This is a genomic window from Streptococcus sp. 'group B' (genome assembly GCF_002073795.1).
In the GTDB taxonomy this organism is placed as follows: Bacteria; Bacillota; Bacilli; order Lactobacillales; family Streptococcaceae; genus Streptococcus; species Streptococcus agalactiae.
Genome location: NZ_CP020432.1, coordinates 497,159 through 521,641, shown reverse-complemented (window position 1 = coordinate 521,641; position 24,483 = coordinate 497,159). Strand labels below are relative to the sequence as shown.

Sequence of the window (24,483 nt, the reverse complement as noted above, 5' to 3'; positions counted from 1 at the left end):
TTATAGGTACGATTTGTTATAACTAGCGAAGAATTCTTTTGTACGTTCTTCTAAAGGATGGTTAAATAATTGTTCAGGCGTCCCAGACTCTAAAATACGACCTTTTTCCAAAAATAAAACTTTATCTGCTACTTGGTAAACAAAATTCATATCATGACTAACAAGCACCATGGTTTGCCCCTGCTTAGCAGCATCTGCAATAGATTTTTCAACTTCTCCAACTAATTCTGGATCAAGTGCTGATGTCGGTTCGTCTAAAAGAAGAACATCAGGTTTCATGGCTAATGCGCGTGCCAAAGCAACACGTTGTTTCTGTCCACCTGATAAATGTCTTGGATAATATTTTTCACGATCTGCAAGTCCGACCTTTGCCAGTTCGTCTCTTGCAATCCGTGTTGCCTCTTGATCTGACATCTTTTTGACAATTTTCAAACCTTCTTTTACATTATCCAAAGCTGTACGACGCTCAAATAGATTGAATTGTTGAAAAACCATGGCTAACTTACGGCGTAATGTTAGTATGTCATCTTTACTGATTGATTTAAAATCAACCTTAAAATCATCAATTTCAATTGTTCCATAATCAGGCTCTTCTAAATAATTCATACTACGAAGAAAGGTTGATTTTCCTGCACCTGAAGCACCTACTAGAGCAACAACTTGACCTTTTTCAATATCTAAATCAAGTTTGTCTAACACTTTTTGACCAGAAAATGATTTAGTCAATTGTCTCAATTTTATCATTAGCGTACTCCTCCTGGAATCTCATCAGTTAAATGGTGTGGAGCCTTAATTGCCATTTTTCGTTCAATAGCATTTCCCAATTGTTCAATTAAGAAACTAACCGCCCAGTAAACAAGTGCCACAGAGATATAACGTTCAAAATAGCGATAATCGCTACCACCCATAATTTGTGCTTGGGCAAACATTTCAACAATACCAGCATTAAAAGCTAAAGAGGTTCCCTTAGTTAGACCAATTAACGTGTTTATCAAAGTAGGTGTTGCGACTACTGCTGCGTTTGGAATAATAACACGACGATAAACTTGCGCTGAGGTCATCCCTAAACTACGTGCTGCCTCAATTTCACCTTGATCAACCGACAAAATCGCCGCTCGTATAGTTTCACTTGTATAAGCCGCTTCATTAAAAGCAAATGCAGTAATAGCAAATACAGAAGCCGGTATAGCATTAATGTTCCAATCAAAACCATATTTTTGGTTTAAAAATTTCAAGAAAAGTGGAATTCCATAATAACTCAGCATTAATTGAACAAGTATTGGAGTCCCACGTAAAAAACTAACAAATAAAGCTTGAATCGGATATAAAATTTTGACACGGTTAATTTTCACTACTGCAAAAATCAAAGCTAAAATGAGTCCAAATAAGGCTCCTGCTACTGTCAATAATAGCGTTATGGGTAATCGCTCTAAAATTGAGGGTATTGCATCTAAAACAGCCTTCCAACTAAATAATTTCCCCGCTGGAACCTGACTAACCAAATTATTATACCAAGACCATCCACCCGTCAAGATAAATTGATTCATTCCTTCTACTTTCCTTTTCTAAACTTTCTTATCTTCGTTATTCTATCACGCAAACTCTCACATGTAAAAAGATAAAACTTATAGTCTCACTGATTTATTTATCAATGTTTGAAACGTAATCTCCACCGAAATATTGTTTACTTAAACGTGCCAAAGTACCATCTTCTTTCAAAACTTTAATACGCTTATTTATAAATTTCTGTAGAGTTTTACCTTTTTTATCTTTTGGTAAAAGGAGGTATTCTAATCCATCCTTATTATTACCAATTTTACCTTTCAAAGGAGAAACGCTTAAGTTTAATGATTGATCTTTTACAATATAGTCAGATGAAATGGCATCATATAGGATAAAGTCAATTTTTCCACTCTCAATATTTTTTAATCTGCTAGTAACACCAGTTGTCCCAGAAACATATTTGATTTTTATTGGTTTTTTATTAGGATGATTTTTATTCCAATTTTCTAGAACCTGTGCATAGTTAACGCCAGATAAAACTTCTGTTGATTTTCCAGAGAGGTCACTTAATGATTTGTAATGGCTCCCCTTCTTCCCTACTACGGCATAATTTGAACGGGATATAGGATCTGAGAAGAGATATTTTTCTGCTCTTTCTTTATTATATGAAAAATCATTAGCTGATAAATCAAATTTCCCTGCATCAATACCTGTTGAAATAGTATCAAAAGGAACTGTCTTGAAGGTTACTTTGTACTTACTACCTTTAAAAACAGCTTTGACAACATCAACGTCATAACCTTTGAATTTCCCGTCTTTTTGATAAGTAAATGGTGCCGTGTCAGAATCTGTAGCTACTTTAAGTTCTACTTTCTCTGACGCCTGAACTGATACTGCTAGGCTGGCGGTTGCGGCTATAGTTGCAATAGATAATATTATTTTTTTAAACATAAGAATTCTCCTAAAATATCATATTACTAGTCTAACACTCTAAAATCTATCTGTATAATAGTATTTCCTTATCAGGTGATAAAGATTTTATATCAATAAAAAAGCCTGAAACGAACTGATTTCAGACTTTAATAATTTTAAAAACTTTGTTTTTTAGCTTTGCGCTCCGCACGCCCCTTAGCACGATTACTTGCTCTACGCTCTTTGCGACGCTTTTCTTCAACTTTCCATTGAATTTTTTTCTTGTAACCTGGTTTTATTTTTTTCTTTTTCTTTTTCACAAGTCCAATCATTTCTGTATCTAATTTTTGATAGGACTTTTCACGGTTATTACGACGATCACGGTCGTATGTATCTTGAAATTCACCGTTTTTAATGACTTTAGGAATAAAATTAATACCTAGTTTTTCAAGTTCACGAATATCAGAATCGTCACTTGGCTGATATAAAGTTATAGCAGTACCAGATAAGCCATTACGGCCTGTGCGACCGACACGGTGGACAAAGAAAGATAGGTCTTGAGGGATGGCATCATTGATAACATGGCTAACACCTTCAATATCAATACCACGCGCTGCTAAATCTGTTGCAACGATATATTCAAATTCGAGGTTTTTAACCTGATTCATAATACGTTTACGTTCACGAGGTGCAATCCCACCATGAATTTTAGCTACTTTTAAGCCATTACTAGAAAGATACGAGTGTAATTCGTCTGCACGCTCTTTCGTATTAACAAATATCATTGCAAGGTAAGGCTGCATTAGTTTAGAGAGTTCCAAAATTTGTGCATTTTTATCACGTCCTTTAGTGGACAAAAGCCAGTTATCGATGGTATCAGCGATAACTGTTGCTGTTTTGATTTTTTCCATTACTGGATTGGTCAAATATTTCTTTAAAAATGGCTGTAATTTTTGTGGAATCGTTGCTGAAAAGACTAAAATTTGAACATCCTTGGGTAAAGACCCTGCAATCTTATCAACGGTATCAAGGAATCCCATATCCAGAGTCATATCTGCTTCATCAACCACAAAAGTATGCGCCTTATGAATAACTAAATCACCTGACTTCACCAAATCATAAATACGTCCTGGGGTTCCAATGACAATATGAGGTTGGCTTACTTTCAACTTTTCAATTTGACGTAATTTGTCAGTACCACCAACATAGTTAACCACCCGTATTTCTTGCTCTGAATGCTCAGCAATTTGTTTAGTTGCCTGATAAATTTGTGTTGCCAACTCTCTACTTGGTGCAGTAATAACAACTTGAACATCATCACTACTTTCATCTAGCTTCTCAAAAATAGGAAGTAAAAAGGTGTGGGTTTTACCAGAACCAGTTTTCGATTCCCCCACAAGATCGCGGCCTGAACGAACAACTGGAATCAATTTAGCTTGAACATCAGTTGGATCGACGAATTTTAACTCATCGAGAGCCCTCTGAATGTATGGTTTAAAATTAAAATCTTTAAATGACATGTCTATTTCCTTACTATTATTATGTTCATTATACCATTAAAGGCTACAAGAAAGCAAAAGGGAATCTGGCAGTCCATACCACATCCCCTAATAAAGTTTAAAGATATAAAATAGCAAGTGTAATAGCGCTCATGAAAATACCAATAGCCCATAAAAAAGCATCTACTTTCCATTCGCTCCATTTATTACCTTTGCCAGACACACCACCTAATTCTAAATGGTGATGAAATGGTGTCATGCGGAAGATACGTTTCCCAACACCAGTTTTCTTCTTAGTATACTTAAAGTATGCTACTTGCAACATCACTGAAGACGTCTCAAAAACATAGACAAAGCCGATAAAAAGCAAGGTCCATTCCTGACGTAAGGCAATTGAAATGGCTGCTAACATAGCACCCAATGCAAGTGAACCAACATCTCCCATAAAGACTTTAGCTGGTTTATGATTAAAGACAAAAAAGCCAAGTAAAGCACCAATCATGATAACGATAATCAATAAAATATCAAATTGCGTTTGATTATAAGCAATGATTCCATAAGTAATCAAACTGATAACAACCGAAATAGAAGCTAGACCATCAATTCCATCTGTTAGGTTCACAGCATTTGAAAAACCAACAACCCAGAAAAGAACAAAAAAAGCGTATAAGTATCCTACTTCAAGGTTAAAACCAAAAATATTTATCGCAGATGTGCCACTTGGTAACACATGGACAAAATAAAAAATTAGACCCGCAATTAGTTGGAGCGACATTTTTTGCTTTGGAGTCAAGCCCTCATTGATTTGTTTAAAAATTTTCAAAAAATCATCTAAAAAACCAATAATTCCATAGATGAGAACAACAGATAAAATACCAAAAGTTGCACCTAAATTACCACTATTTTCTTTAGATAAAATAATACTAAAAATAAGTGAGACAAGAAGAGCAACAACCAAAAATACCGTTCCTCCCATTGTCGGCGTACCTGCTTTGGCTAGATGTTGTTTGACATCTTCATGCATTTGTTGCCCGCCAATTTTCTTCAATTGGTAAAACTTAATGAAGCGTGGAATGGCAATAACTGTCAGGACAAATGCTATGACACCTGCCATTATACTTAAAAACATGTTAATCTCCTATTGTAATTTTGATTTTTTTAATTTTATTGATGGATTTTCCAACATCAATACTTTGTTTTCTTACTTTACCTGAGGTTGAACCTTTATAGGTCACTTTTATACCTGTCCATTTAGCAAACTGTTCAACGTTTGCTTTAGACCAACCATACATATCAGGTAATTCAGTCAGTTTATTTGTTAATACTAGTAGCTGTTCATTCTCAGCAAGATTAGCTCCTGGTCTTTTAGATACTTTAGAAACTTTACTACCATTTCCTAAAATAATTGGCTGAACCAGATTACGACGTAATTCTTCCGCTACATGACCTGGATTTTCACCAACTATTTTTGATAGTTTATATTTTGTCTGATGTTCTGAGTCATTCAATACCGGTTTTAATATCGTTTCTTTCATTGCTGTTGCTTGTTCTAAAACAGGATTAACAACATCTTTCCAGAATGTGATACTAAATTTTTCGGGTTGTTGGATGGTAACATACATGATGAAGTCAGGATTTTCCGATGGCACCATAGCCACAACTGAGTTAATAGTATCATTTTTTCCTTGCAGATAACCACCACCACCTTCCTGGGCGATTTGGGCAGTACCAGATTTTACTGCAACTGATTGATTCCCCACCTGAATAACTGGGGCACCTGCTGCGTATAATGTACCATAATAAGGATCTGTCCCAACAGTAACCATATAATCACGTGTTTTACTAGCTGCTTCTTTGGAAACTGGTTTTCCAACGACTTCTTTTCGTGCTGTACGAGAAGTCCCTGTATTTGGATCATAAATACTGCTAATAAACTGTGGTTGTAACATAACACCATCATTCGAGATAGACGTAAATGCGCGCAACATTTGAACTTGCGTTACACCAATACCTTGACCAAATGAGCTCATAGCGATAGTTACTTCATTGTCAGATGGGAACAAACCTCCACTTTCATGAAGCATCCCAAAACGTGTTGGGTAACCAAATTTAAACTTAGAAAGATAGTTTAACCATTTATCTCGTCCCATTTTTTGTTCCAAGGTTACCATACCAACGTTACTGGAATGTGCAAACCCTTGTGGAAAAGTCATATAACTACCAGATGATAACCCTTCATTGACATCCCAATCTCGAATAACCGCATCTGCAATTTTATATTGTGCACTGTTATACACTTCAGTAGAGTTAAAATGCTTAGAATCAATTGCAGAGGCTAGAGTCATTACCTTCATTGTTGAACCAGGTTCAAAAAAATTATCATATAGTAGTGTGTTATAGGTACCCAAATTTTTCTTATCGTAACCTTTAAGGGTAGAAGGATTATAAGTAGGACGCTGACTCGTTGCTAGAATTTCTCCCGTTTTAGCGTTGACAACTGTAGCACTCGCAAATTTTCCTTTGGTTTTTTCTGCGAAAACATCCATCTGAGTCTCTAAAACAGTCTGAATAGGCTCTGATAAAGTTGTGTAGATATCCTTACCATTAACCGCCCTACGTTCTGTTGTTGCAGTACCTAAAAGAACATTCCCACTACGGTCTTTTTCGTATGTTACTTTGCCATCAGTACCTGATAATACCTTGTTAAGTGCCGCTTCAAGGCCTGTATTACCAACTAATTTTTTTCCATCTCCATCATCCTGAGGAAGAGTAAATCCTATAAATTGTGAAGCAAATATCCCATTTGGATAAATACGCCCCGGACTGGTAGAAAAACCAATTCCTTTGATATCTGACTTTTCCATCGTTTTCTTGATGTCAGCCATCTTGGTATAAGACAATCCTGAACCTGAACTTCCAAAGGAAACTTGAAACAATTTCTTTTGATTGAGTTGTTTTAGGACAAGATTTTTCTTCATGCCCAATTTATTCTCTAAGATACTAGCTACTTTTTCATACTGAGAAGGTTGTACATATAGTTTTTGACCTGTAGCTGTCGTATAGTTCTTTGAGATAATAGCGTAGAGACTATAGGTCGTAGCATCCTCAGCGATAGGATTTCCATTACGGTCGTAAATTGTCCCACGCTTCGCCTGTACTGTCATACTTTGTTGATAGACTTTCTTGGCTTCCTTGGATAAATTAACCCCAAATTTACTATCTGTACCAACGATGATGACAAAGTTGATGATAAAAATGAAAAATAGGAAAATGGTTAAAATCATCAGATTTTGACCTACTCTTTCCCTATTTTTCTGCGGCGAACGCCTATCTCTTATATGGATCACATAATCAAGGAAGATTTTTTTTAGCTTTTTAAAAAAAGTCACAGACTAGTCCACCTTCCGATAAATATTGTCGTTTTGAATTGTTAAACCAGCATCTTTAGCAATTTTAGTAATTCGATCACGATTAGAAAGCTCATTTACTTCTTGTTTAGCATTGTCAAATTCTGTCTGTTTATCGTTGATTTTACTATTTAATTGATTTACTTCTTGTTTAACTTGTAAACTATTACTTTGCAAGTAAATAATACCGACTGCCATGATAATAGCAGTAATTACAATAGCGCCATAAAAAGCTTTCTCAATGCGAGAGAAAGTCTTGATGTGACGTTGTAAGGTTTGTGTTACTGCTTCAGTTCGTTTTTCATTTGTCATAAGTTTCTTTCTTATTATCGAATACGACGCGCTACTCTCAATTTCGCTGAATGGGCACGATTGTTCGCTTCTAGTTCTTCTTGACTTGGTAAGATGGGTTTACGATTAACGAGCTCCATCTTAGGTTGTAAATCATCTGGTATAAAAGGAAGACCTTTAGGTACTTCTACTGTTGATGCTTCTTTAAAAAGTTGCTTAGTAAGACGATCTTCTAAAGAATGAAAAGTGATGACAGATATACGACCATCAACAGCTAATAAGTCCATTGCTTGTTGTATAGATTCATCTGCAGCTCCTAGTTCGTCATTGACTTCAATACGAATAGCTTGAAAAATTTGTTTAGCTGGGTGACCTTTTTTCTTCAGTTCTTTGGCAGATTTAGACGATTTGATAATCTCAGCCAATTCTGTTGTTGTAGATATTGGTTTTTCAGCTCGTACTTGCTCAATTTTTCGAGCAATTTGTTTTGAAAATTTATCTTCGCCATACTTAAAGAAAATCCTTACTAAATCATGATAACTATAAGTGTTCACAACGTCATAAGCTGTAAGGCTCTGCTCTCTATTCATTCGCATATCAAGGGGGGCATCTTGTTTATATGAGAAACCGCGTTCACGCTCGTCCAGCTGTGGGCTTGATACACCTAAATCATAACAAATACCATTAATTTCCGACACTCCTAATGCTTTTAAGTTAGAAGATAGATTTCTGAAATTATCTTTGATAAAGGTTACTTGACCGGTATCCACATATTTCTTTAAACGTATATGAGCAATGTCAATAGCCTTCTGGTCTTGGTCAAATGCGTAAAGGTGCCCATCTGGGCCTAATTGTGAAAGAAGATATTCGCTGTGTCCTGCCCCACCTAAAGTAGCATCTACATAGGTACCATCCGGCTTAATATCAAGCATATCCACAGTCTCGTGCAAAAGCACAGTAATATGATGAAAATCGTTTGTCATAACTTTAATTGTACCATAAATCCTAAACTTTAGAAAAGTAAAAGAGAGACCGATAAATGCAATCTCTCCTATTATAGGTCAACTATTCCCTTACTTGACCAGTTCCATTAATATAGTATTTTGTACTTGTTAAAGCTTCTAATCCCATCGGTCCACGCGCGTGTAATTTTTGAGTCGAAATACCAATCTCTGCTCCGAGTCCAAAAACGAAACCATCTGTAAAACGTGTTGAAGCATTAACATAAACTGCCGCTGCATCTACCATATCCTGAAAAATTTCTGCCCTACTGATATTATTAGTAATGATAGCTTCTGAGTGATGACTACTGTATTTATTAATCCAGCTAATTGCTTGTTCAAAAGAATCTACTACTTTTACTGACATAATATAGTCTAAAAATTCAGTAGCATAATCAGTCTCACTTGCAGCAACAGCATTTTCTAAAAGTTGTAAAGCTTCCTCATCGGCACGAAATTCAACTGACTGGTTCGATTCTTTGAGCATTTTCTCCAATTGAGATAAAAATCCCTTAGCAATAGCTTGATGAACAACTAACCCTTCAGCAGCATTACAGACACTAGGGCGTTGGGTTTTAGCATTAATAACAATCTTAGCTGCCATATCTAAATCTGCAAATTCATCAATATAGATATGAACATTTCCAACACCTGTTTCGATAACAGGAATCTTTGACTTTTCCTTCACCGTTTGAATTAATTTTGTACCACCTCTTGGAATTAAGACGTCCACGTAGTCTGTTGCCTGCATTAACTCCTCTGCTACAACATGACTAGTATCTTCAACTAATTGTACTATATCTGGGTTGTGGCCTGTATCTTGCAATGTTTGGCGCATACAATTAACCAAGGCAGTATTTGAAAAAATAGCATCTTTACCACCACGTAAAATAATAGCGTTCCCTGTTTTAAAAGCTAAACTAAAGGCATCCACCGATACATTGGGACGACTTTCAAATATCATTGCAATAACCCCTAAAGGCACTCTTTTTTTAAGGATTTTTAAACCATCTAAATTTGTATAACCACTAACAACTTGACCAATCGGATCTGCCAAATCTGCTACCTGATAAATACCGTTTGCTATCGCCTGTATGCGGTCTTTGTTTAGTCGTAGACGGTCCACCATAATTTCTGAGATACCATTATCTTTTGCCTTAGCAACATCGCGAGCATTCTCAGTCAAAATGGTTTCAGTATCAGCCACTATGTTTCTCGCTAAGTCCCTGAGTATCTCATTTTTACTAGCTGTACTTAATCGTGCTACTGATTGACTAGCTTTTTTAGCATTTTGCCCTAATATTTCAATATACGTCATAACTCAATCTCACTTTCCTTGAGCAAAATAAGTTCCAATATTATGCCCATCTAACACCTTTAAAATATCACGAGGATTGGCGCCATTCATCAATATCATTTGTCCATTGTTATCAAACACCATTTGTGCACTTTTAATTTTACTAAGCATGCCACCAGTACCAAACTTACTTCCTGCTCCTCCAGCTGACTTAATGATGTCATCGGTGATCTCAGAAACATGACTACGTAAAACAGCATCATCATAAATATTAGGATTTTTATCAAAAAGACCATCAATATCTGACAGCATAATTAATAAATCTGCTTTAGTAATTTTAGCAACGACAGCAGAGAGACGGTCATTGTCCCCAAACTTCGTTTTATGATCCATCTCATCCACGCTGACAGCATCATTCTCATTGACGATTGGCAAAATTCCCATAGAGAGCAGACTCTCAAAAGAGTTTGTTACATTTTGCAAACTCTCTGGAAAAACCACAACGTCACGTGTTAATAAAATTTGGGAAACATGAGTTTGATAGTGCGAAAATATCTGAGAATAAAGACTCATCATGGCTACTTGTCCTACGCTAGAAACTGCTTGTTGTTGTGATATTTCTTGAGGACGCTTATCCATTTTCAAAATGTCTAAACCAAACCCCATAGCTCCAGATGATACTAAAATCACCTCCATACCTTTATTCATAAGACTAGAAATAACAAATGCTAAATGGTCTATTTTACTTAAATTAATTTTCCCACTTGTCTGTACGAGGGAACTGGTTCCTACTTTAATAACAATTCTTCTAGTTGTCTCAAAATGTCTTTTCATAAAAAAATTATATCATAGACCCTTTAGGAATGCTATCTGAAAACATCATTGAAAATTCACAAGCATTTCCAAGTGTTTTCTTTTATTACTATGCTATAATCTAGAATCGGAAAACGTTTTATAAGTATTAAGGAGATATTATGTCTAGAGAATACATCACCTTGTCAAAAAATATCATCAAACACCTTGGTGGGCAAAATAATATTAACAATGTTTACCATTGTCAAACACGCCTTCGCTTTAGTCTCAATGATCCGACGAAAGTAAACCTTGAGCAATTAAAAACTTTAAAAGAGGTAAAAACTGTCGTTATCAGCGGAGGGCAACATCAGATAGTGATCGGGACTCATGTCGCAAAAGTGTTTGAAGAAATTAACTCCCTCATTGAAACTAACTCAACGACTAAAACAGAACAAACCAAAAAAGCCAAAGCAGTTAGTCGAATTATTGATTTTGTTTCTGGGACTTTCCAACCGATTTTACCAGCTCTATCAGGCGCTGGTATGATTAAGGCATTGCTAGCTTTATTACTAGTATTCAAAATCTTGACACCGTTATCTCAAACATATATATTACTAAATCTTTTTGCAGATGGTGTTTTCTATTTTTTACCTATCTTAATCGCCATCACAGCTGCTCAAAAATTGAAGGCTAATCCTATTTTAGCTTTGGGAACTGTTGTCATGCTCCTTCACCCTAATTGGGCTAATTTAGTAGCTTCTGGTAAACCAGTATCCTTATTCCATACGATCCCATTCACACTTACTAACTATGCATCAAGTGTCATTCCCATTATTCTAATTATTTGTGTTCAGGCTTATATAGAAAAATATTTAAATCAAATTATTCCTAAATCACTACGTTTAGTGCTTGTTCCTATGTTAATATTTCTCAGCATGGGAATTTTGTCGTTCTCTATATTGGGACCAATGGGTACTATCGCTGGCCAATATTTAGCTGTTATTTTTACTTTTTTTATCCAAATACGCCAGTTGGGCACCTGCTTTTCTAGTAGGAGCATTTGCTCCTATCCTAATCATGTTTGGTGTTCATAGTGGAATTGCTGCATTAGGAATCACACAACTAGCGAAATTAGGGGTTGATTCTATTTTTGGACCAGGCATGCTCTGCTCAAATATCGCACAAGCAACTGCAGGTACAGTGGTGACTCTTATAACAAAAGAAAAAAAGCTTAAAGAAATTGCTGGACCTGCTGCCATAACAGCTTATATGGGAATCACCGAACCTATCTTATATGGTGTCAACCTTCCGAAACGTTATCCTCTAATAGCCTCACTTATTGGTGGTGGTCTTGGAGGACTCTATGCCGGTATAATGAACGCTCACCGCTTCGCTGTAGGCTCTTCTGGTCTACCAGGTCTATTTCTTTATATCAGTCATACTTCAACACATCTTTTTATTACCATACTTATTGCAGTTATCATTACTGTAAGCACAACTGCTATATTGACATTCATTCTAGCACAATATTACGAAAAACAAGTTAGCATCAGACAAAGAGACTAGGTTATCCCTAGTCTCTTTGTCTGATAAGATATAATAGATAGCAATAAAAATCAAATATTTTAGAGCTAAAACTAGCGTTATTAAACAAAGGATTACAGTGGCTGCCTTCCAACCGTAAAGTCCACAACAAGCCTTTATTTTATCCGCTATAACTATCTCAGTTATTAAGCATTATTCTTACTGTATGATTTTTCTAAAATCTTTTTACTAAACAAGCTTCTTCCAAAAATTTTTTAGCAGTAAGTATTGGCAAATTGATAATATGAGCAACCCAATGATAAGGATTATGATATTGACAGCTACAGTATTCCATACCATTGACCAAAAAATACTTATTCCAATAAGAAAACTACCTATTATCATCATTCCAAACAATGAACCAACTAACAGCCATTGGCCTAACCCTCTATTAAATAGTTGCGTAACCTCTTGCCAATTCAAGAACAAATGTTTATAGTCACGTCTATAAATAAACTGGCCTTCGATAAGTCCCATGAAGACTAGACCTAAAATGAAGCTCAATAAAACGAGGATTGATAGTTTAAGTAGAAAGAATCCTACCAAGAAATAAATAAAAGTAGGAACTGCAAGTTGTAATGTTATCAAAGTTACAAATTTATGCTTTAAGAAATACGAAAATGATATAGGCAAACTTTTTATAAAGTAGAAATTACTTTTTTCTAAAGAAATACCTACCCCTACAATGCTAGCTGGCATCACACATAAACTACCTATTAATATTCCTGCTAGAAAAGCTATCCCAAAATAATTTTCATTAAAAAATCGACCAATCTCTTTACCATTATTCAAAATTGGAACAATGAACATTGCTAGATATAATAGTGGCATTAAAAATGTATTTGTCAATAATGTCGCATTTTGTAAACTTGATAAATGGTGTTTAACAAGAGTTTTATTAATTGACTCACGTTTACTAAAATCGATTTGACGATGGACTTTTCTCTGCTTGACCTGTCCATACAACAACTCCTGATAGTAGCGTGGCATAACCCATTTATAAATAGCACCTATCAAGAATAAAATGATTAAGAGCGGGAGATAATAGTTGAGAAGACTCTCCATACTAAACGGCGCTGTAACAATATCATAATAACCTCTGACATAAGAAATTGGAGCGATATCTTGTAATTTCCCTTGTACCATCTTTTGACTGGTCATATTCACAAATAATAAGGGAACTATCGCTCCAAATGTAGCTAGTGAAATTAATATAGTAGAAATAAGTTTCCGATTAGCACTTCGAATAATGGCACGGCCTATTAAACTATTAATATACAATGAAATCACCGTTACCGATAAAAATAAAATAGCAAAATTTATGATTGCTAGGAGGACCGCAAGTGGGCCACCTATTATACGCCAATAAGCCACAATCATTAAGGTTAGGATTGGCATTAGAAAAGTTACAGACATCCCAAATGTTGCAAAAATTTTAGCAACATAAAGCTCTTCAGATTTAATAGGCAAATAAGCATATTGTTTAACATCGTCACTCTCATAGAAAACACTGTACATCGCAATAAAAGAGTAGATAATGGATACTAGTGTAAAGATACCAATGTAGAACGTGAAATAGCCCGGATATTCTTTAAAATCAAGTGATACAAAGAGAAATACATAAATTATTGAAAAGAGCAAAATCTGAAATAACTGATTTCTAAACATGGATTTATAAGCTGAAAATTCTTTTTTAGGATGCTTTTCTTGCTTTTTTCTTAGTGCCGATAGAGTCTGAGGGTTTGAATAAAGGATATTAATTTTTACGAGTTCCCAGATACGTGACCAATTCATACTTTATCCCTCCCTATTAGCTTGACGTCCTGCTAATTCCAAATAGATAGTTTCCAAATCTTTATCTGGATATTGCATTTTTAACTCACCTAAGCTACCGACAAAGATTAATTTCCCTTGTTTCAAAATACCTATTCTGTCGCATAACTGTTCTGCAACTGCTAAGACATGTGTTGAAAAAATAACTGTTTTTCCATTTTTAGCATGTTCTTTCATCATTTCTTTCAAATCAAAAGAAGCTTGAGGATCTAAACCAGTTAATGGCTCATCTAGAATCCAAATGTCAGGATTTGGAAGAAGGGCACCTATAACAATGACTTTTTGACGCATACCATGTGAAAAACTTTCAATAGGATTATAGCGCTGCTCCTCTAGTTCAAATATGTCTACCAATTTTGTGATACGTGCTTCAATATCTTCTGGGGCAACATCATAAATTTTAGCTAAAAAGTACCAGTATTCCTCTGCTGTTAAATTCAAGAAAATATCTGGCGAGTCCGGTACATAACCTATTTTTTTCTTAATTTGGTCACGATGTTCTGTCAAAAGTAGGTCATCAATATAGACTTGGCCATAAGTTGCATCAATAATAGATGTTAGAATACTAATTGTCGTTGTTTTTCCTGCTCCATTGTGACCGATTAATCCAAAAATCTCACCATCTTTAATGGAGAGGGTTAAATCACTGAGAGCTTCTTTTTCCCCGTATACTTTCGAAACATGTTCAAACTTAATCATAAAAATCTTCTTTTATCTCCTAATGATTTCCAAATACTTTAGAAAGCAATCCCGTTGTTACCTTATTTTGCTCATATCTCTCAGACAATTTTTTAGCAGATTTTTTTAATTCCTTAACTGTAGCTAATGACTCGAAAGATTTTTCTATCTCATTATTTTCCAATTGCTGAGTTAACTCATAAGCAACACGAGGTACATCGCTAGTTTTTATCAAACCATTCGATGCTGATAATAGTATTGATGATAGCACTGCATCTTCACGGACAGATATATCATTGTAAGTATGCTGTATCTGCCGATAAAAATCACGACACTCCTTCTTCATAAACAAACCTTTCTAAAAAGATAATTAATAATAGTTGTATTATTTTATATATACAATAGTTTTATCAATTATACTGCGCTATGGAATGTTTGTCAAACGTTTTCAAAAAAGAGTGCTTTCCATCACTTATCAGTCTATCAAAACTATTCTCAAATCCATCCTATATCTTACAAAAAGAAGTTGAGGTATTTTTCCCAACTTCTTCATGCTCTTAAAGTTCTTTATATAGCGATACAGCATTCTCAACTGTAAAGCCATACTCTTCGAAAATTCTGTTACCTGGTGCTGATGCTCCCCAAGTATCAATAGTAAGTGTTAGCCCATTTAAACCAACATATTTACCCCAACCGAAGCTTGATCCTGCCTCAATAGCAAGACGTTTTGTAACAGCTGATGGAAGCACTTGCTCTTGATATGAAGCCTCTTGTTCATCAAAAATGTTTTGTGCTGGCATAGATACGACGCGAACATGGATGCCCTCTGACTCAAGTTTGTCTTGAGTATCTAAAGCTAATTTAACTTCTGAACCTGTTGCAATGATGATACCATCAAGTTCACCTTTAGCTTCTGATAAAATATAAGCACCTTTATTAACCCCTTCTTGGGCTAATTCTGATGTTCCTTCAAGAACTGGTAAGTTTTGACGTGTTAAAACAAGCATCGTTGGTCGATCTGTCTCTGATACAGCTCGTTGCCATGCAGCGTTTGTTTCATTACCGTCTGCGGGACGGATAACGTTCAAATTAGGCATTGAGCGCACTGATGCTAATTGTTCTATTGGCTCATGAGTTGGCCCATCTTCTCCAACAGCAATAGAATCATGTGTCATAACATAGACAGTTGGCAAGTTTTGAAGTGCAGCCATACGTACTGCTGGTAACAAGTAGTTTGAGAAGACAAAGAATGTACCCCCATAAACACGAGTCCCACCATGAAGCGCAATTCCATTCATTGCAGCAGCCATTGCAAATTCACGTACACCAAACCAAATGTTACGCCCAGCGTAGTTACTTGCTTGGAAATCTGTTTCTGCTGCTACCATTGTGTTATTAGAAGCTGAGAGGTCTGCTGACCCTCCCCAGAGGTTCGGTAATTGAGTCGATAATTGTTGAATAGCTTGTTGGCTTGAAACACGACTAGCCACTGATGAACCTAGGTCATGAGCTTTCAATTCAACTGTCTCAGCTTGGCCAGCAAAAGCTTCTTTGTATTCAGCTGCTAATTCTGGATACTCAACTTCATATTTAGCAAAAAGATCATTCCATGCCTCTTCTGCCTTCGCACCACGCGCTTGAAGATCTGAGGCAAATCGAGCTGCAACTTCAGCAGGAACAGTAAAGTCTGGATATTCCCATCCATAAGCCTTCTTGGCAAAAGTAATACCTTCTGCACCAAGTGGCGCTCCATGAACTGAAGATGTTCCCTGTTTCTCTGCGCCAAATCCAATAATAGTTTTAACTTCAATAATGGTTGGTTTATCAGTTTCAGCTTTAGCAGCTTCAATTGCTGCAGCAATCGCTTCTAAATCATTACCATCTTTAACTAAGATATGTTGCCAACCATATGATTCAAAACGCCCTTTAACATCTTCTGTAAATGATTGAGACGTTGGACCATCAAGTGAGATATCATTTGAATCATAAAGAAGGACCAATTTACCAAGTTTTAAGTGTCCAGCAAGACTGGCAGCTTCTTGGCTAACACCCTCCATCAAACAACCATCACCATGAAGTGTATAAGTGTAATGATCAACTAAATCAAAGCCTGGTTTATTAAATTTAGCAGCCAAATGAGCTTCAGCCATTGCCATACCAACAGCATTAGCAATACCTTGCCCTAAAGGTCCAGTTGTTGCTTCTACACCATCAGTATGGTTAACTTCTGGATGTCCAGGTGTTTTTGATCCCCATTGGCGGAATTGTTTTAAATCATCAATTGATAAATCATAGCCAGCTAAATGAAGTAGGCTATAAAGAAGAGCTGAACCATGCCCAGCTGAAAGTACAAAACGGTCACGGTTTGTCCAATTGCGACTTGTTTTTGGGTTTACATTTAAGAATTTATTCCAAAGCACATAAGCCATAGGCGCAGCTCCCATAGGAAGACCTGGGTGCCCAGAATTTGCTGCTTGGATAGCATCAATAGAAAGCGTGCGGACTGTATTAACCGCTAATTGATCAATGGTGTCAAATGTCATGATAAAACCTTTCTGTTTTTAACAACTAAATTTAAAATTGTTCGTCTTTGATATTATAACATAAAATACGTAAACGTTTTAACAATTTCTGGAGGAATTAAAACCATTCAATTAAGTAATGGGATTAATTGTCATAAATAAGTGAATCTATTTCCTGTAGTTCTCGCTCTGAAGCACCTTTATTAAGGCAATAGGTTAGTTTGGCTTTATAAGGTCTTGAGCGACTCTGATAAATAACCATATCAAATCCCTTTCCTTCGTCATAAGGTTCGACTTGAATAGAATTATTACCAGAGAAATGTTGTCGAATGCGATATTCCAACAATGACTGTTCCACAGCATTACCTGTCATATCTAGGCCAATCCTAAAGGGCATTTTTTGACTATTTTTCGAGAAAATAAGCAATTCCAACAAATGTAAAGTCAGCAAAGAACAACCATCTTCTGTTAAAGGTCTAATTCGATTAACATTTGCAATAATCTTCTTTGAAATATCATGCAACTTATCCCTCATATTATGATCAATAAGTCGATACGTTTGTTCTAAATCAGGTTGTTCAACTAAAATATGACCTTTAAAGAAATAATAATGGCTATATAACTGACCAAGTTGGTAAATAACCTGATCTGATGTCTCGTCAGCTAAAATACTCTCCTTTTTAAAGTAGATGATTGTTTCGGTTACACAATCAATAATCGGGCCTCCAAATCCCATGATGTATTCCATTGTATTGATTGGTAAAATATTTTGTGAATGTAGAAAAGCAAAAGTTGCCAGAACTTCTCCTTCCCTATACTCAAGAGCAAAACGACTCATATACAAAACTAAGGCTGCGTCTAACCGTTTATAAAAAGCATTACATTGATAATGTTCCACAATGGGCTTGAGATTATCAGATAGTTTTTCCATAGCAAGGAGACGATGATGACAAATACTAAACCAAAGCCCCAGATTTTGCTGAGCTTCTCGAGTTAAAGTATGTTGAGCCAAGCGCTCTATTAATAGAATTAATGAGTCTAAGTCTAATTTCTTTATCATATTTTGGCACTTGTCATAAGACCATAGTTGCTTGAATAATTCATAATAAAAATAACGCCATTGCAATTCATCACCAATCTGTTTTCCTTGTGAAATAGCAATATCAAATTCCGCTAACAATTCATTGAGATGAGCAAGATGACGATTTAAAGTAGCCTCACTAACCATCAATTCTTGAGAAAGACCAACGATTGTGAACTGACGCTGATTAAATAAAGATATTAAGATAGTGTATTTAATACTATCTTTCATCAGAGCTTTCAACACTTCTTGATTGGATAAGTTATAATCCTCTTCTAAAAATAACTTATCCTTATAATAAACGATTCGACAATTAACTTTTTCTTGTTCAAAGTAGCTATTAAGATTATTGATATATTTAAGCAAAGTTGCTCGACTTAAACCAGTTTCTAATAAAGCTAACTTCAGTGCTATTGCCTGAGGAGAGCCTCTTAAAAAAGAAAGTAGCCGATATTGAACACGCCTTTCTTTTTCCATTAGAGCTTCTATTCGCATAGCCCAATCCTCTTTTCATAAAGGTTGATAGCTGCTTGATGTAACATATAAGCCATCTCAGATTCTCTAGCTGTATAAATGAAATCTTGAAAAGCCAAATCAAAATCTGTCATGTCACACGATATAGCTTGAACAAGCTGATTGGCAGTAGCCAAACAATTTTCCTTTGAGATTAATTGAGCCCCCAATAAATGGCCCGTTTTTTGATTAGCAATCAATTTTATCCTTAAATCATACTGTTCTTTAGGGAAATAAGTAACACTAACGGTATCCTCGTAAAGACCAGCTTCCAGCTCAGTTAATCCAATGTTAGCTCTATAATAGCCAAAGTGTTTAGATCCTGTAGCGCGTGTTATTTTTAATTTTGGAACAGCATGTCCCGATAAATGGTATGCCAACATTTGTGCCGAACGGATTGCTTGGTTAATTAAGGGCATATAATAAGCACTATTAAGACCTTTAAAATACGACCAAATCAAATCGCCAATAGCATAGATATTAGGGTCACTCGTTTGGAAATAATCATTTACAACAACACTATTATCAACACTTAAATCAACCAACCCAGTTAAAAGACGACTATCCGGACGAAAATTAACAGCTAATATGACAGTATCAACTGTAAAGGTGTCTCCTGTTAGCGTTCGCAAACAAAGTTTTTCTTCTCGGGTTACAGTAATTTTCTCAACCTTTTGATTTTGGAAAAAATGTAGTTTTGATTCAGCCATCGCATCAAGTAAAGGAAGGGACATATCAGGATCTGTATGCCTGAAGTCTGGTCTTTCTTGAGCTTCTAACAAAGTGACCGCCTTCCCTGATTCATGTAAACTATAAGCAATATCTAAACCGATGATACCTGCCCCAACAACTGCTACCTTATGACTTTTATCTAATACCTGCTTAGCATTTTGACTAGTTGCATAAGTTTTTGTTGTTAAAACACCTTGCGCATCAGCCCCATCAATATAAGTTGATTCTGCTTGGGAGCCCATGGCACAAATCAATTGATCATAATAGACAGAAGAACCATCTGATAACATTAATTCCCTATCTTCTTTATTAATTTTCTCAACTTTTAGACCAAATAGACAGCGTATATTCTGCAACCGTTGCTCTTCTTCTGTCTGCCACATGGCCTGATTTAAACCACTAATTTCGTGACGATAATACCAATTTAAGCCATTTGGAACATAATCTGGATGAATTTCTTTATCAATCAAAACGATATCCCAATTAGGATTTAATTGGCGTAATTTCTGCGCACAAGTCATACCAGCAAAAGAAGCTCCTAAAATGACAATTACTTTATTTACATATTTTTCTGTCATAATTACTTATTATAACAAAAGAAGTTATTTTTGAAAACGGTAACAAAAAACTGAGACCATAAAGTCGGTCTCAGCATCAAAAATCTCTTACATCATAGCAAATATTAAGGCTGCTAAAATAGCTCCTACCATAGGTCCTACTATCGGAATCCATGAATAAGTCCAATCAGAATCACCTTTGTTCTTCATCGGTAACAAGGCATGCAATAAACGAGGACCAAAATCACGTGCAGGATTAATAGCATAACCTGTTGTTCCACCGAGCGATAGACCAATCCCAACCACTAACATACCAACACTCATCGTACCAACTCCTGGAGGCATATTGTATTTTCCGATGGCAAAAATAGTAAGTACAAGAACAAGTGTTCCCAATACTTCACTTAAAAAATTGGAAAAATTATCCTTCAAAGCCGGACCAGTTGCAAAAGTTCCAAGGATATCTGCTTTATTTTCTGCAGCCTCATAATGGGGTCTAAATTGCAAATAAACAAGAAGTGAACCTAGCATTGCACCAATAATCTGTGCAATCATATAAAGAATAGCTGTTCCCCAAGCTAAATCACCTTTGATCGCAAAAGCTAATGACACAGCTGGATTCAAGTGGGCAGGGCTAATATTGCCAGATACCAACGCTGCAATAGCTACAGCAAGCCCCCATCCAAATGTGATAACAATCCATCCAGAATTATGATTCTTCGTTTTAGGCAAAACAACACCTGCTACAACACCATTACCAAGTAAGACTAAGAGAGCTGTTCCTAAGAATTCTCCAAAAATATCCATTATTATCTCCTTCAATTATCCTTCAAAGCTGCCAAGTCATTGTCTTTTAGAGTCTCATGTAATTCTTCTTCATAGAAAGTTTTGTCTTGATCAGACCATTGATAATGTTTAGCCATCTCATCAATAACAGGCTGAATCAAAGAATCTAAATTATCTCTCATGAAAAGCATATGATTCGTACGTCTTAAGAAGAAATCCGTTGGGCTAAGCGCCATTTCATAATCCATAGCATAGTGAAGTGACAACGTTTCTACCAAGCTCAGACCTTCTGCTTCTGTAATTTGGCGTGTCAATGCAAATAATTTTGGTGCATTTGACCCATAAAGGTTAGCAATATAACGTGCATCCTCAATACTTAAACCACTTAGTGTGCCCAATTGAGCATAAGCTTCAATTTCAGAATCAACATTAGATGGGTTAATCTCTCCTCCTGAAACAGGATAGGTTTTAGAATTGATTAGTTTAAACTTGCGATTATATTCTTTATCCAAAATGTTAATAATAGTTTCCATGGCACCTTCTGCCATTTTTCGATAATCAGTAATTTTACCACCAGCAAGTGTTAATAGGCCATTATCATCACGCTCAAAACTTGATCCTCGAGAAACAGCTGATGGGTCCAATTCTTTTTCAGAAGTACTAGATTCTACATGAGAAATAGCTTTTTCAACATCCTCACGATGATTTTTATGTGCAATATAATCTTTAACGGAATCAATTAATTCTTCAAAACTTTCATCGCTTAGTTTTCCACTATTGCCTCCATTATAGTCAGAGGCACTATTCCCTGATAGTAGTGGACGCAGACCTGCCCATGAACTCTCAATATCATCAATAGTAAGCTCTGCTTCTGGGAAGCGTTTGTTTACAATATTAAGGAGGTAGTCAACATCTTCTTTAGTTACCGTAGGATGTTCTAAGTCTCCATGGTAATCAGTATCTGTGGTTCCAAAATAAGTCTTATCTTCACGTGGCAAAACAAAAATCATGCGACCATCATTTAGACCTGTATCAACATAAACAGGTTGAGAAACATTTAATTTTTGGCGATCTACAACTAAGTGAACTCCCTTAGTTGGACGTAATTGATGAATTTGTTTACCTTCATTGGAGAAGTTGCGAACGGTGTCACTCCAAGGTCCAGTTGTATTAATAACAAGTCTAGCTTTTATATCGATAACTTGGTCAGTCAACAAATCACGCGCACGTACTCCTATAATTTGATTGTTGTCATCAAATAAGAAGTCCTCAGCTTTGACATGACTGGCAATATAAGCTCCATCCCTATTAGCACGTTTAATATTTTCAATCACTAGGCGTGCATCGTTATTACGGAAATCTAAATAGACCCCTCCGCCTAGCAAACCTTCTTTTTGTAAATCAGGCTCACGCTTAAGAACATCTTCTGCGCTTAAAACTTTATTGGCTGCGGGTGTGTTTGTCACACCTGCTAATAAATCATATAAATCCATAGCCACTTTAAGGCGAAACATACTAAAAGTAGAACCCGGCTCATCGTAAACCGGTAAAAGCATTGGATCTGGCTTAGGAATGTGTGGTGCAATTTGCTGCACGACTGCACGCTCTGATACTGTATCAGAAACAACTTCTACATCAAATTGCTTCAAGTAACGAAGACCACCATGGACCAATTTTGTTGAGCGACTACTTGTCCCTTCTGCAAAATCTTGCATTTCAATAAGTCCAGTATCTAATCCACTAGCTGCTGCTTGTAAAGCGACACCAGCGCCTGTGATACCCCCACCTATGATAAGTAAATCCAGAGTACGATCTTGCATTCTTTGTAAGGCTAAACGTCGTGTTTCTCGTGAAAATTCCATCTCTACACCCCCTTAATCCTCTTGAGCAAATACTTGTGTCGCTTTGACAGCTTTTCTCCACCCTTTATACAGTTTTTCTTTTCGAGACTCATTCATTGTTGCTTGGAAAAGTTGTCCTGTTGCGTTCAGTTCTTTTAGTTCATCCATACTTTCCCAATAGCCAACTGAAAGTCCGGCTAAGAAAGCTGCACCCAAGGCAGTAGTTTCAAGGTTCTTCGCACGAGCAATATCAATCCCTAAAATATCCGCTTGGAATTGCATTAATAAATTATTCATTGCAGCTCCACCATCTACACGAAGTTGTTGGATATCAATTCCTGAATCAACTTGCATAGTGTCAATAACGTCTCGTACTTGATAAGCAATTGACTGAAGTGTAGCTTTAACAAAATCTTCTTTACTTGTCCCACGAGTTAATCCAAATACTGACCCTCTAGCATTTGAATCCCAATACGGTGCACCCAAACCTGTAAAAGCTGGAACCACATAAACCTCATCGTCACTTGTTGATGATTGAGCAAGGCCTTCTGACTCACTTGACGTTTCAATCATTCTAAGACCATCACGTAACCATTGAATAGCGCTTCCTGCAATGAAGATTGATCCTTCAAGTGCATAATGAACCTTACCATTAATGCCGTAACCAATCGTTGTTAATAGATTATTTTGAGACAGTTGCATCTCTTCGCCCGTATTCATGATAATGAAGGAACCTGTACCATAAGTGTTTTTTACCATACCAGGTTCAAAGGCCAACTGTCCAAATAATGCTGCCTGTTGGTCACCAGCCATACCAGAAATTGGCACCTCTCCACCATAAAAATGGAATGGAGTAGTTTTCCCATAAACTTCAGAATTAGATTTTACTTCTGGTAACATTGCTTTAGGAATATTCAGTAACTCTAAAATTTCATCATCCCATTTAAGTTCTTTAATATTATAAAGCATCGTACGAGCAGCATTTGAATAGTCTGTAACATGGACGAGACCGTCAGTTAACTTCCAAACTAACCAAGTATCAATTGTTCCAAAAAGCAACTCTCCTTTTTCAGCACGTTCCTGTGCTCCAGGAACATGGTCTAAAATCCAACGAACTTTTGTTGCCGAGAAGTAAGCATCAATGACAAGACCAGTTTTTTCATGAATCATATTAGTATGACCTTCTTGCTTCAATTGATCAGCAATCGGGGCTGTTTGTCGCGATTGCCATACAATAGCATTATAAATTGGAAGACCTGTTTTTTTATCCCAAACAACAGTTGTTTCACGTTGATTGGTAATACCAATAGCCTCTATCTGTCCAGGTTTGATGCTTGATTCAATAAAAGCTCCAGCAATGACAGATTGAACAGAATTCCAAATCTGATTAGCATTATGCTCTACCCAGCCTGCTTGAGGAAAAATTTGGGGAAATTCTTTTTGGCTACTCGCAATTTTTTCACCTTTTTTATTAAAAATAATTGCTCGAGAACTTGTTGTTCCCTGGTCAATCGCCATAACGTATTTTTCTTCTGAAGACATAAACTTCCTCCTTAAAAGTAAGCGTTTTCTTTTTGTAATTCTATTATACCTAAATCAGTCTATCCTGCACTATCAAAAATTTAATATGCCCCTAAAATTTTTGATAAGA

At 36.1% G+C, this 24,483-nt stretch carries 19 protein-coding genes and 1 pseudogene; 1 reads left to right on the top strand and 19 read right to left on the bottom strand.

Annotation, left to right across the window (positions count from 1 at the left end; translation table 11 throughout):
* The 10 genes from A6J68_RS02975 to proB all read right to left on the bottom strand — a co-directional run bounded on the left by A6J68_RS02975 (window position 1) and on the right by proB (window position 10,744).
* Entirely contained in the window at window positions 1–744 is a 744-nt protein-coding gene (locus A6J68_RS02975; protein ID WP_000593862.1) for an amino acid ABC transporter ATP-binding protein, read from the bottom strand.
* A complete protein-coding gene (locus A6J68_RS02970; protein WP_001071297.1) occupies window positions 744–1,547 on the bottom strand; it encodes an amino acid ABC transporter permease in 804 nt (267 codons plus the stop codon). The genes A6J68_RS02975 and A6J68_RS02970 overlap by 1 nt, the downstream gene beginning before the upstream one ends.
* 94 nt (window positions 1,548–1,641) lie before the next feature.
* Entirely contained in the window at window positions 1,642–2,454 is an 813-nt protein-coding gene (locus A6J68_RS02965; RefSeq protein ID WP_000473467.1) for an amino acid ABC transporter substrate-binding protein, read from the bottom strand.
* Window positions 2,455–2,591: 137 nt separating this feature from the next.
* A complete protein-coding gene (locus A6J68_RS02960) occupies window positions 2,592–3,935 on the bottom strand; it encodes a DEAD/DEAH box helicase (protein WP_000008544.1) in 1,344 nt (447 codons plus the stop codon).
* Window positions 3,936–4,032: 97 nt separating this feature from the next.
* Window positions 4,033–5,043 (bottom strand): phospho-N-acetylmuramoyl-pentapeptide-transferase, encoded by a 1,011-nt coding sequence (gene mraY, locus A6J68_RS02955; protein ID WP_000480024.1) that lies wholly within the window; start codon window positions 5,041–5,043, stop codon window positions 4,033–4,035.
* 1 nt (window position 5,044) lies between these two features.
* The gene (gene pbp2X / locus A6J68_RS02950) at window positions 5,045–7,303 is read right to left on the bottom strand and encodes a penicillin-binding protein PBP2X (RefSeq protein WP_000142549.1); all 2,259 of its coding nucleotides are present in this window, start codon (window positions 7,301–7,303) and stop codon (window positions 5,045–5,047) included.
* A gap of 3 nt (window positions 7,304–7,306) precedes the next feature.
* Window positions 7,307–7,633, bottom strand: coding sequence for a cell division protein FtsL (gene ftsL / locus A6J68_RS02945; protein ID WP_000180568.1), 327 nt, complete (start codon window positions 7,631–7,633; stop codon window positions 7,307–7,309).
* Window positions 7,634–7,647: 14 nt separating this feature from the next.
* Window positions 7,648–8,595, bottom strand: coding sequence for a 16S rRNA (cytosine(1402)-N(4))-methyltransferase RsmH (gene rsmH, locus A6J68_RS02940; protein WP_000180267.1), 948 nt, complete (start codon window positions 8,593–8,595; stop codon window positions 7,648–7,650).
* Between the two features lie 82 nt (window positions 8,596–8,677).
* Entirely contained in the window at window positions 8,678–9,931 is a 1,254-nt protein-coding gene (locus tag A6J68_RS02935) for a glutamate-5-semialdehyde dehydrogenase (RefSeq protein ID WP_000221011.1), read from the bottom strand.
* Between the two features lie 9 nt (window positions 9,932–9,940).
* On the bottom strand, window positions 9,941–10,744 hold the full coding sequence (gene proB / locus A6J68_RS02930; protein ID WP_000820348.1) for a glutamate 5-kinase: 804 nt from the start codon (window positions 10,742–10,744) through the stop codon (window positions 9,941–9,943).
* A gap of 140 nt (window positions 10,745–10,884) precedes the next feature.
* Between proB and A6J68_RS02925 the strand changes: the two are divergent.
* Window positions 10,885–12,271 (top strand): annotated as a pseudogene (locus A6J68_RS02925) (PTS transporter subunit EIIC).
* A 207-nt stretch (window positions 12,272–12,478) separates the two neighbouring features.
* Here the strand turns inward: A6J68_RS02925 and A6J68_RS02920 are convergent.
* The 9 genes from A6J68_RS02920 to glpK form a co-directional block, all read right to left on the bottom strand.
* On the bottom strand, window positions 12,479–14,083 hold the full coding sequence (locus A6J68_RS02920) for a hypothetical protein (RefSeq protein WP_001104593.1): 1,605 nt from the start codon (window positions 14,081–14,083) through the stop codon (window positions 12,479–12,481).
* A gap of 3 nt (window positions 14,084–14,086) precedes the next feature.
* The gene (locus tag A6J68_RS02915) at window positions 14,087–14,821 is read right to left on the bottom strand and encodes an ABC transporter ATP-binding protein (RefSeq protein WP_000589158.1); all 735 of its coding nucleotides are present in this window, start codon (window positions 14,819–14,821) and stop codon (window positions 14,087–14,089) included.
* A gap of 19 nt (window positions 14,822–14,840) precedes the next feature.
* Complete coding sequence (locus A6J68_RS02910; RefSeq protein WP_000711207.1) at window positions 14,841–15,146, bottom strand: bacteriocin immunity protein; 306 nt, start codon at window positions 15,144–15,146, stop codon at window positions 14,841–14,843.
* Window positions 15,147–15,357: 211 nt separating this feature from the next.
* On the bottom strand, window positions 15,358–17,343 hold the full coding sequence (gene tkt, locus A6J68_RS02905) for a transketolase (RefSeq protein ID WP_000141859.1): 1,986 nt from the start codon (window positions 17,341–17,343) through the stop codon (window positions 15,358–15,360).
* Between the two features lie 124 nt (window positions 17,344–17,467).
* A complete protein-coding gene (locus A6J68_RS02900; RefSeq protein WP_001217289.1) occupies window positions 17,468–18,898 on the bottom strand; it encodes a helix-turn-helix domain-containing protein in 1,431 nt (476 codons plus the stop codon).
* Entirely contained in the window at window positions 18,889–20,226 is a 1,338-nt protein-coding gene (locus A6J68_RS02895) for an FAD/NAD(P)-binding oxidoreductase (protein ID WP_000137255.1), read from the bottom strand. The genes A6J68_RS02900 and A6J68_RS02895 overlap by 10 nt, the downstream gene beginning before the upstream one ends.
* Window positions 20,227–20,313: 87 nt before the next feature.
* Window positions 20,314–21,012 (bottom strand): MIP/aquaporin family protein, encoded by a 699-nt coding sequence (locus A6J68_RS02890; protein ID WP_000350761.1) that lies wholly within the window; start codon window positions 21,010–21,012, stop codon window positions 20,314–20,316.
* Window positions 21,013–21,023: 11 nt separating this feature from the next.
* Entirely contained in the window at window positions 21,024–22,853 is a 1,830-nt protein-coding gene (gene glpO, locus A6J68_RS02885) for a type 1 glycerol-3-phosphate oxidase (RefSeq protein ID WP_000396087.1), read from the bottom strand.
* Between the two features lie 12 nt (window positions 22,854–22,865).
* Entirely contained in the window at window positions 22,866–24,374 is a 1,509-nt protein-coding gene (glpK, locus tag A6J68_RS02880; RefSeq protein WP_000093530.1) for a glycerol kinase GlpK, read from the bottom strand.
* Window positions 24,375–24,483: the final 109 nt, after the last annotated feature.

Coding starts and splice junctions, on each gene's coding strand:
- A6J68_RS02975 (WP_000593862.1), bottom strand. CDS start 744: ATGATAAAATTGAGACAATTGACTAAATCATTTTCTGGTCAAAAAGTG.
- A6J68_RS02970 (WP_001071297.1), bottom strand. CDS start 1,547: ATGAATCAATTTATCTTGACGGGTGGATGGTCTTGGTATAATAATTTG.
- A6J68_RS02965 (WP_000473467.1), bottom strand. CDS start 2,454: ATGTTTAAAAAAATAATATTATCTATTGCAACTATAGCCGCAACCGCC.
- A6J68_RS02960 (WP_000008544.1), bottom strand. CDS start 3,935: ATGTCATTTAAAGATTTTAATTTTAAACCATACATTCAGAGGGCTCTC.
- mraY (WP_000480024.1), bottom strand. CDS start 5,043: ATGTTTTTAAGTATAATGGCAGGTGTCATAGCATTTGTCCTGACAGTT.
- ftsL (WP_000180568.1), bottom strand. CDS start 7,633: ATGACAAATGAAAAACGAACTGAAGCAGTAACACAAACCTTACAACGT.
- rsmH (WP_000180267.1), bottom strand. CDS start 8,595: ATGACAAACGATTTTCATCATATTACTGTGCTTTTGCACGAGACTGTG.
- A6J68_RS02935 (WP_000221011.1), bottom strand. CDS start 9,931: ATGACGTATATTGAAATATTAGGGCAAAATGCTAAAAAAGCTAGTCAA.
- proB (WP_000820348.1), bottom strand. CDS start 10,744: ATGAAAAGACATTTTGAGACAACTAGAAGAATTGTTATTAAAGTAGGA.
- A6J68_RS02920 (WP_001104593.1), bottom strand. CDS start 14,083: ATGAATTGGTCACGTATCTGGGAACTCGTAAAAATTAATATCCTTTAT.
- A6J68_RS02915 (WP_000589158.1), bottom strand. CDS start 14,821: ATGATTAAGTTTGAACATGTTTCGAAAGTATACGGGGAAAAAGAAGCT.
- A6J68_RS02910 (WP_000711207.1), bottom strand. CDS start 15,146: ATGAAGAAGGAGTGTCGTGATTTTTATCGGCAGATACAGCATACTTAC.
- tkt (WP_000141859.1), bottom strand. CDS start 17,343: ATGACATTTGACACCATTGATCAATTAGCGGTTAATACAGTCCGCACG.
- A6J68_RS02900 (WP_001217289.1), bottom strand. CDS start 18,898: ATGCGAATAGAAGCTCTAATGGAAAAAGAAAGGCGTGTTCAATATCGG.
- A6J68_RS02895 (WP_000137255.1), bottom strand. CDS start 20,226: ATGACAGAAAAATATGTAAATAAAGTAATTGTCATTTTAGGAGCTTCT.
- A6J68_RS02890 (WP_000350761.1), bottom strand. CDS start 21,012: ATGGATATTTTTGGAGAATTCTTAGGAACAGCTCTCTTAGTCTTACTT.
- glpO (WP_000396087.1), bottom strand. CDS start 22,853: ATGGAATTTTCACGAGAAACACGACGTTTAGCCTTACAAAGAATGCAA.
- glpK (WP_000093530.1), bottom strand. CDS start 24,374: ATGTCTTCAGAAGAAAAATACGTTATGGCGATTGACCAGGGAACAACA.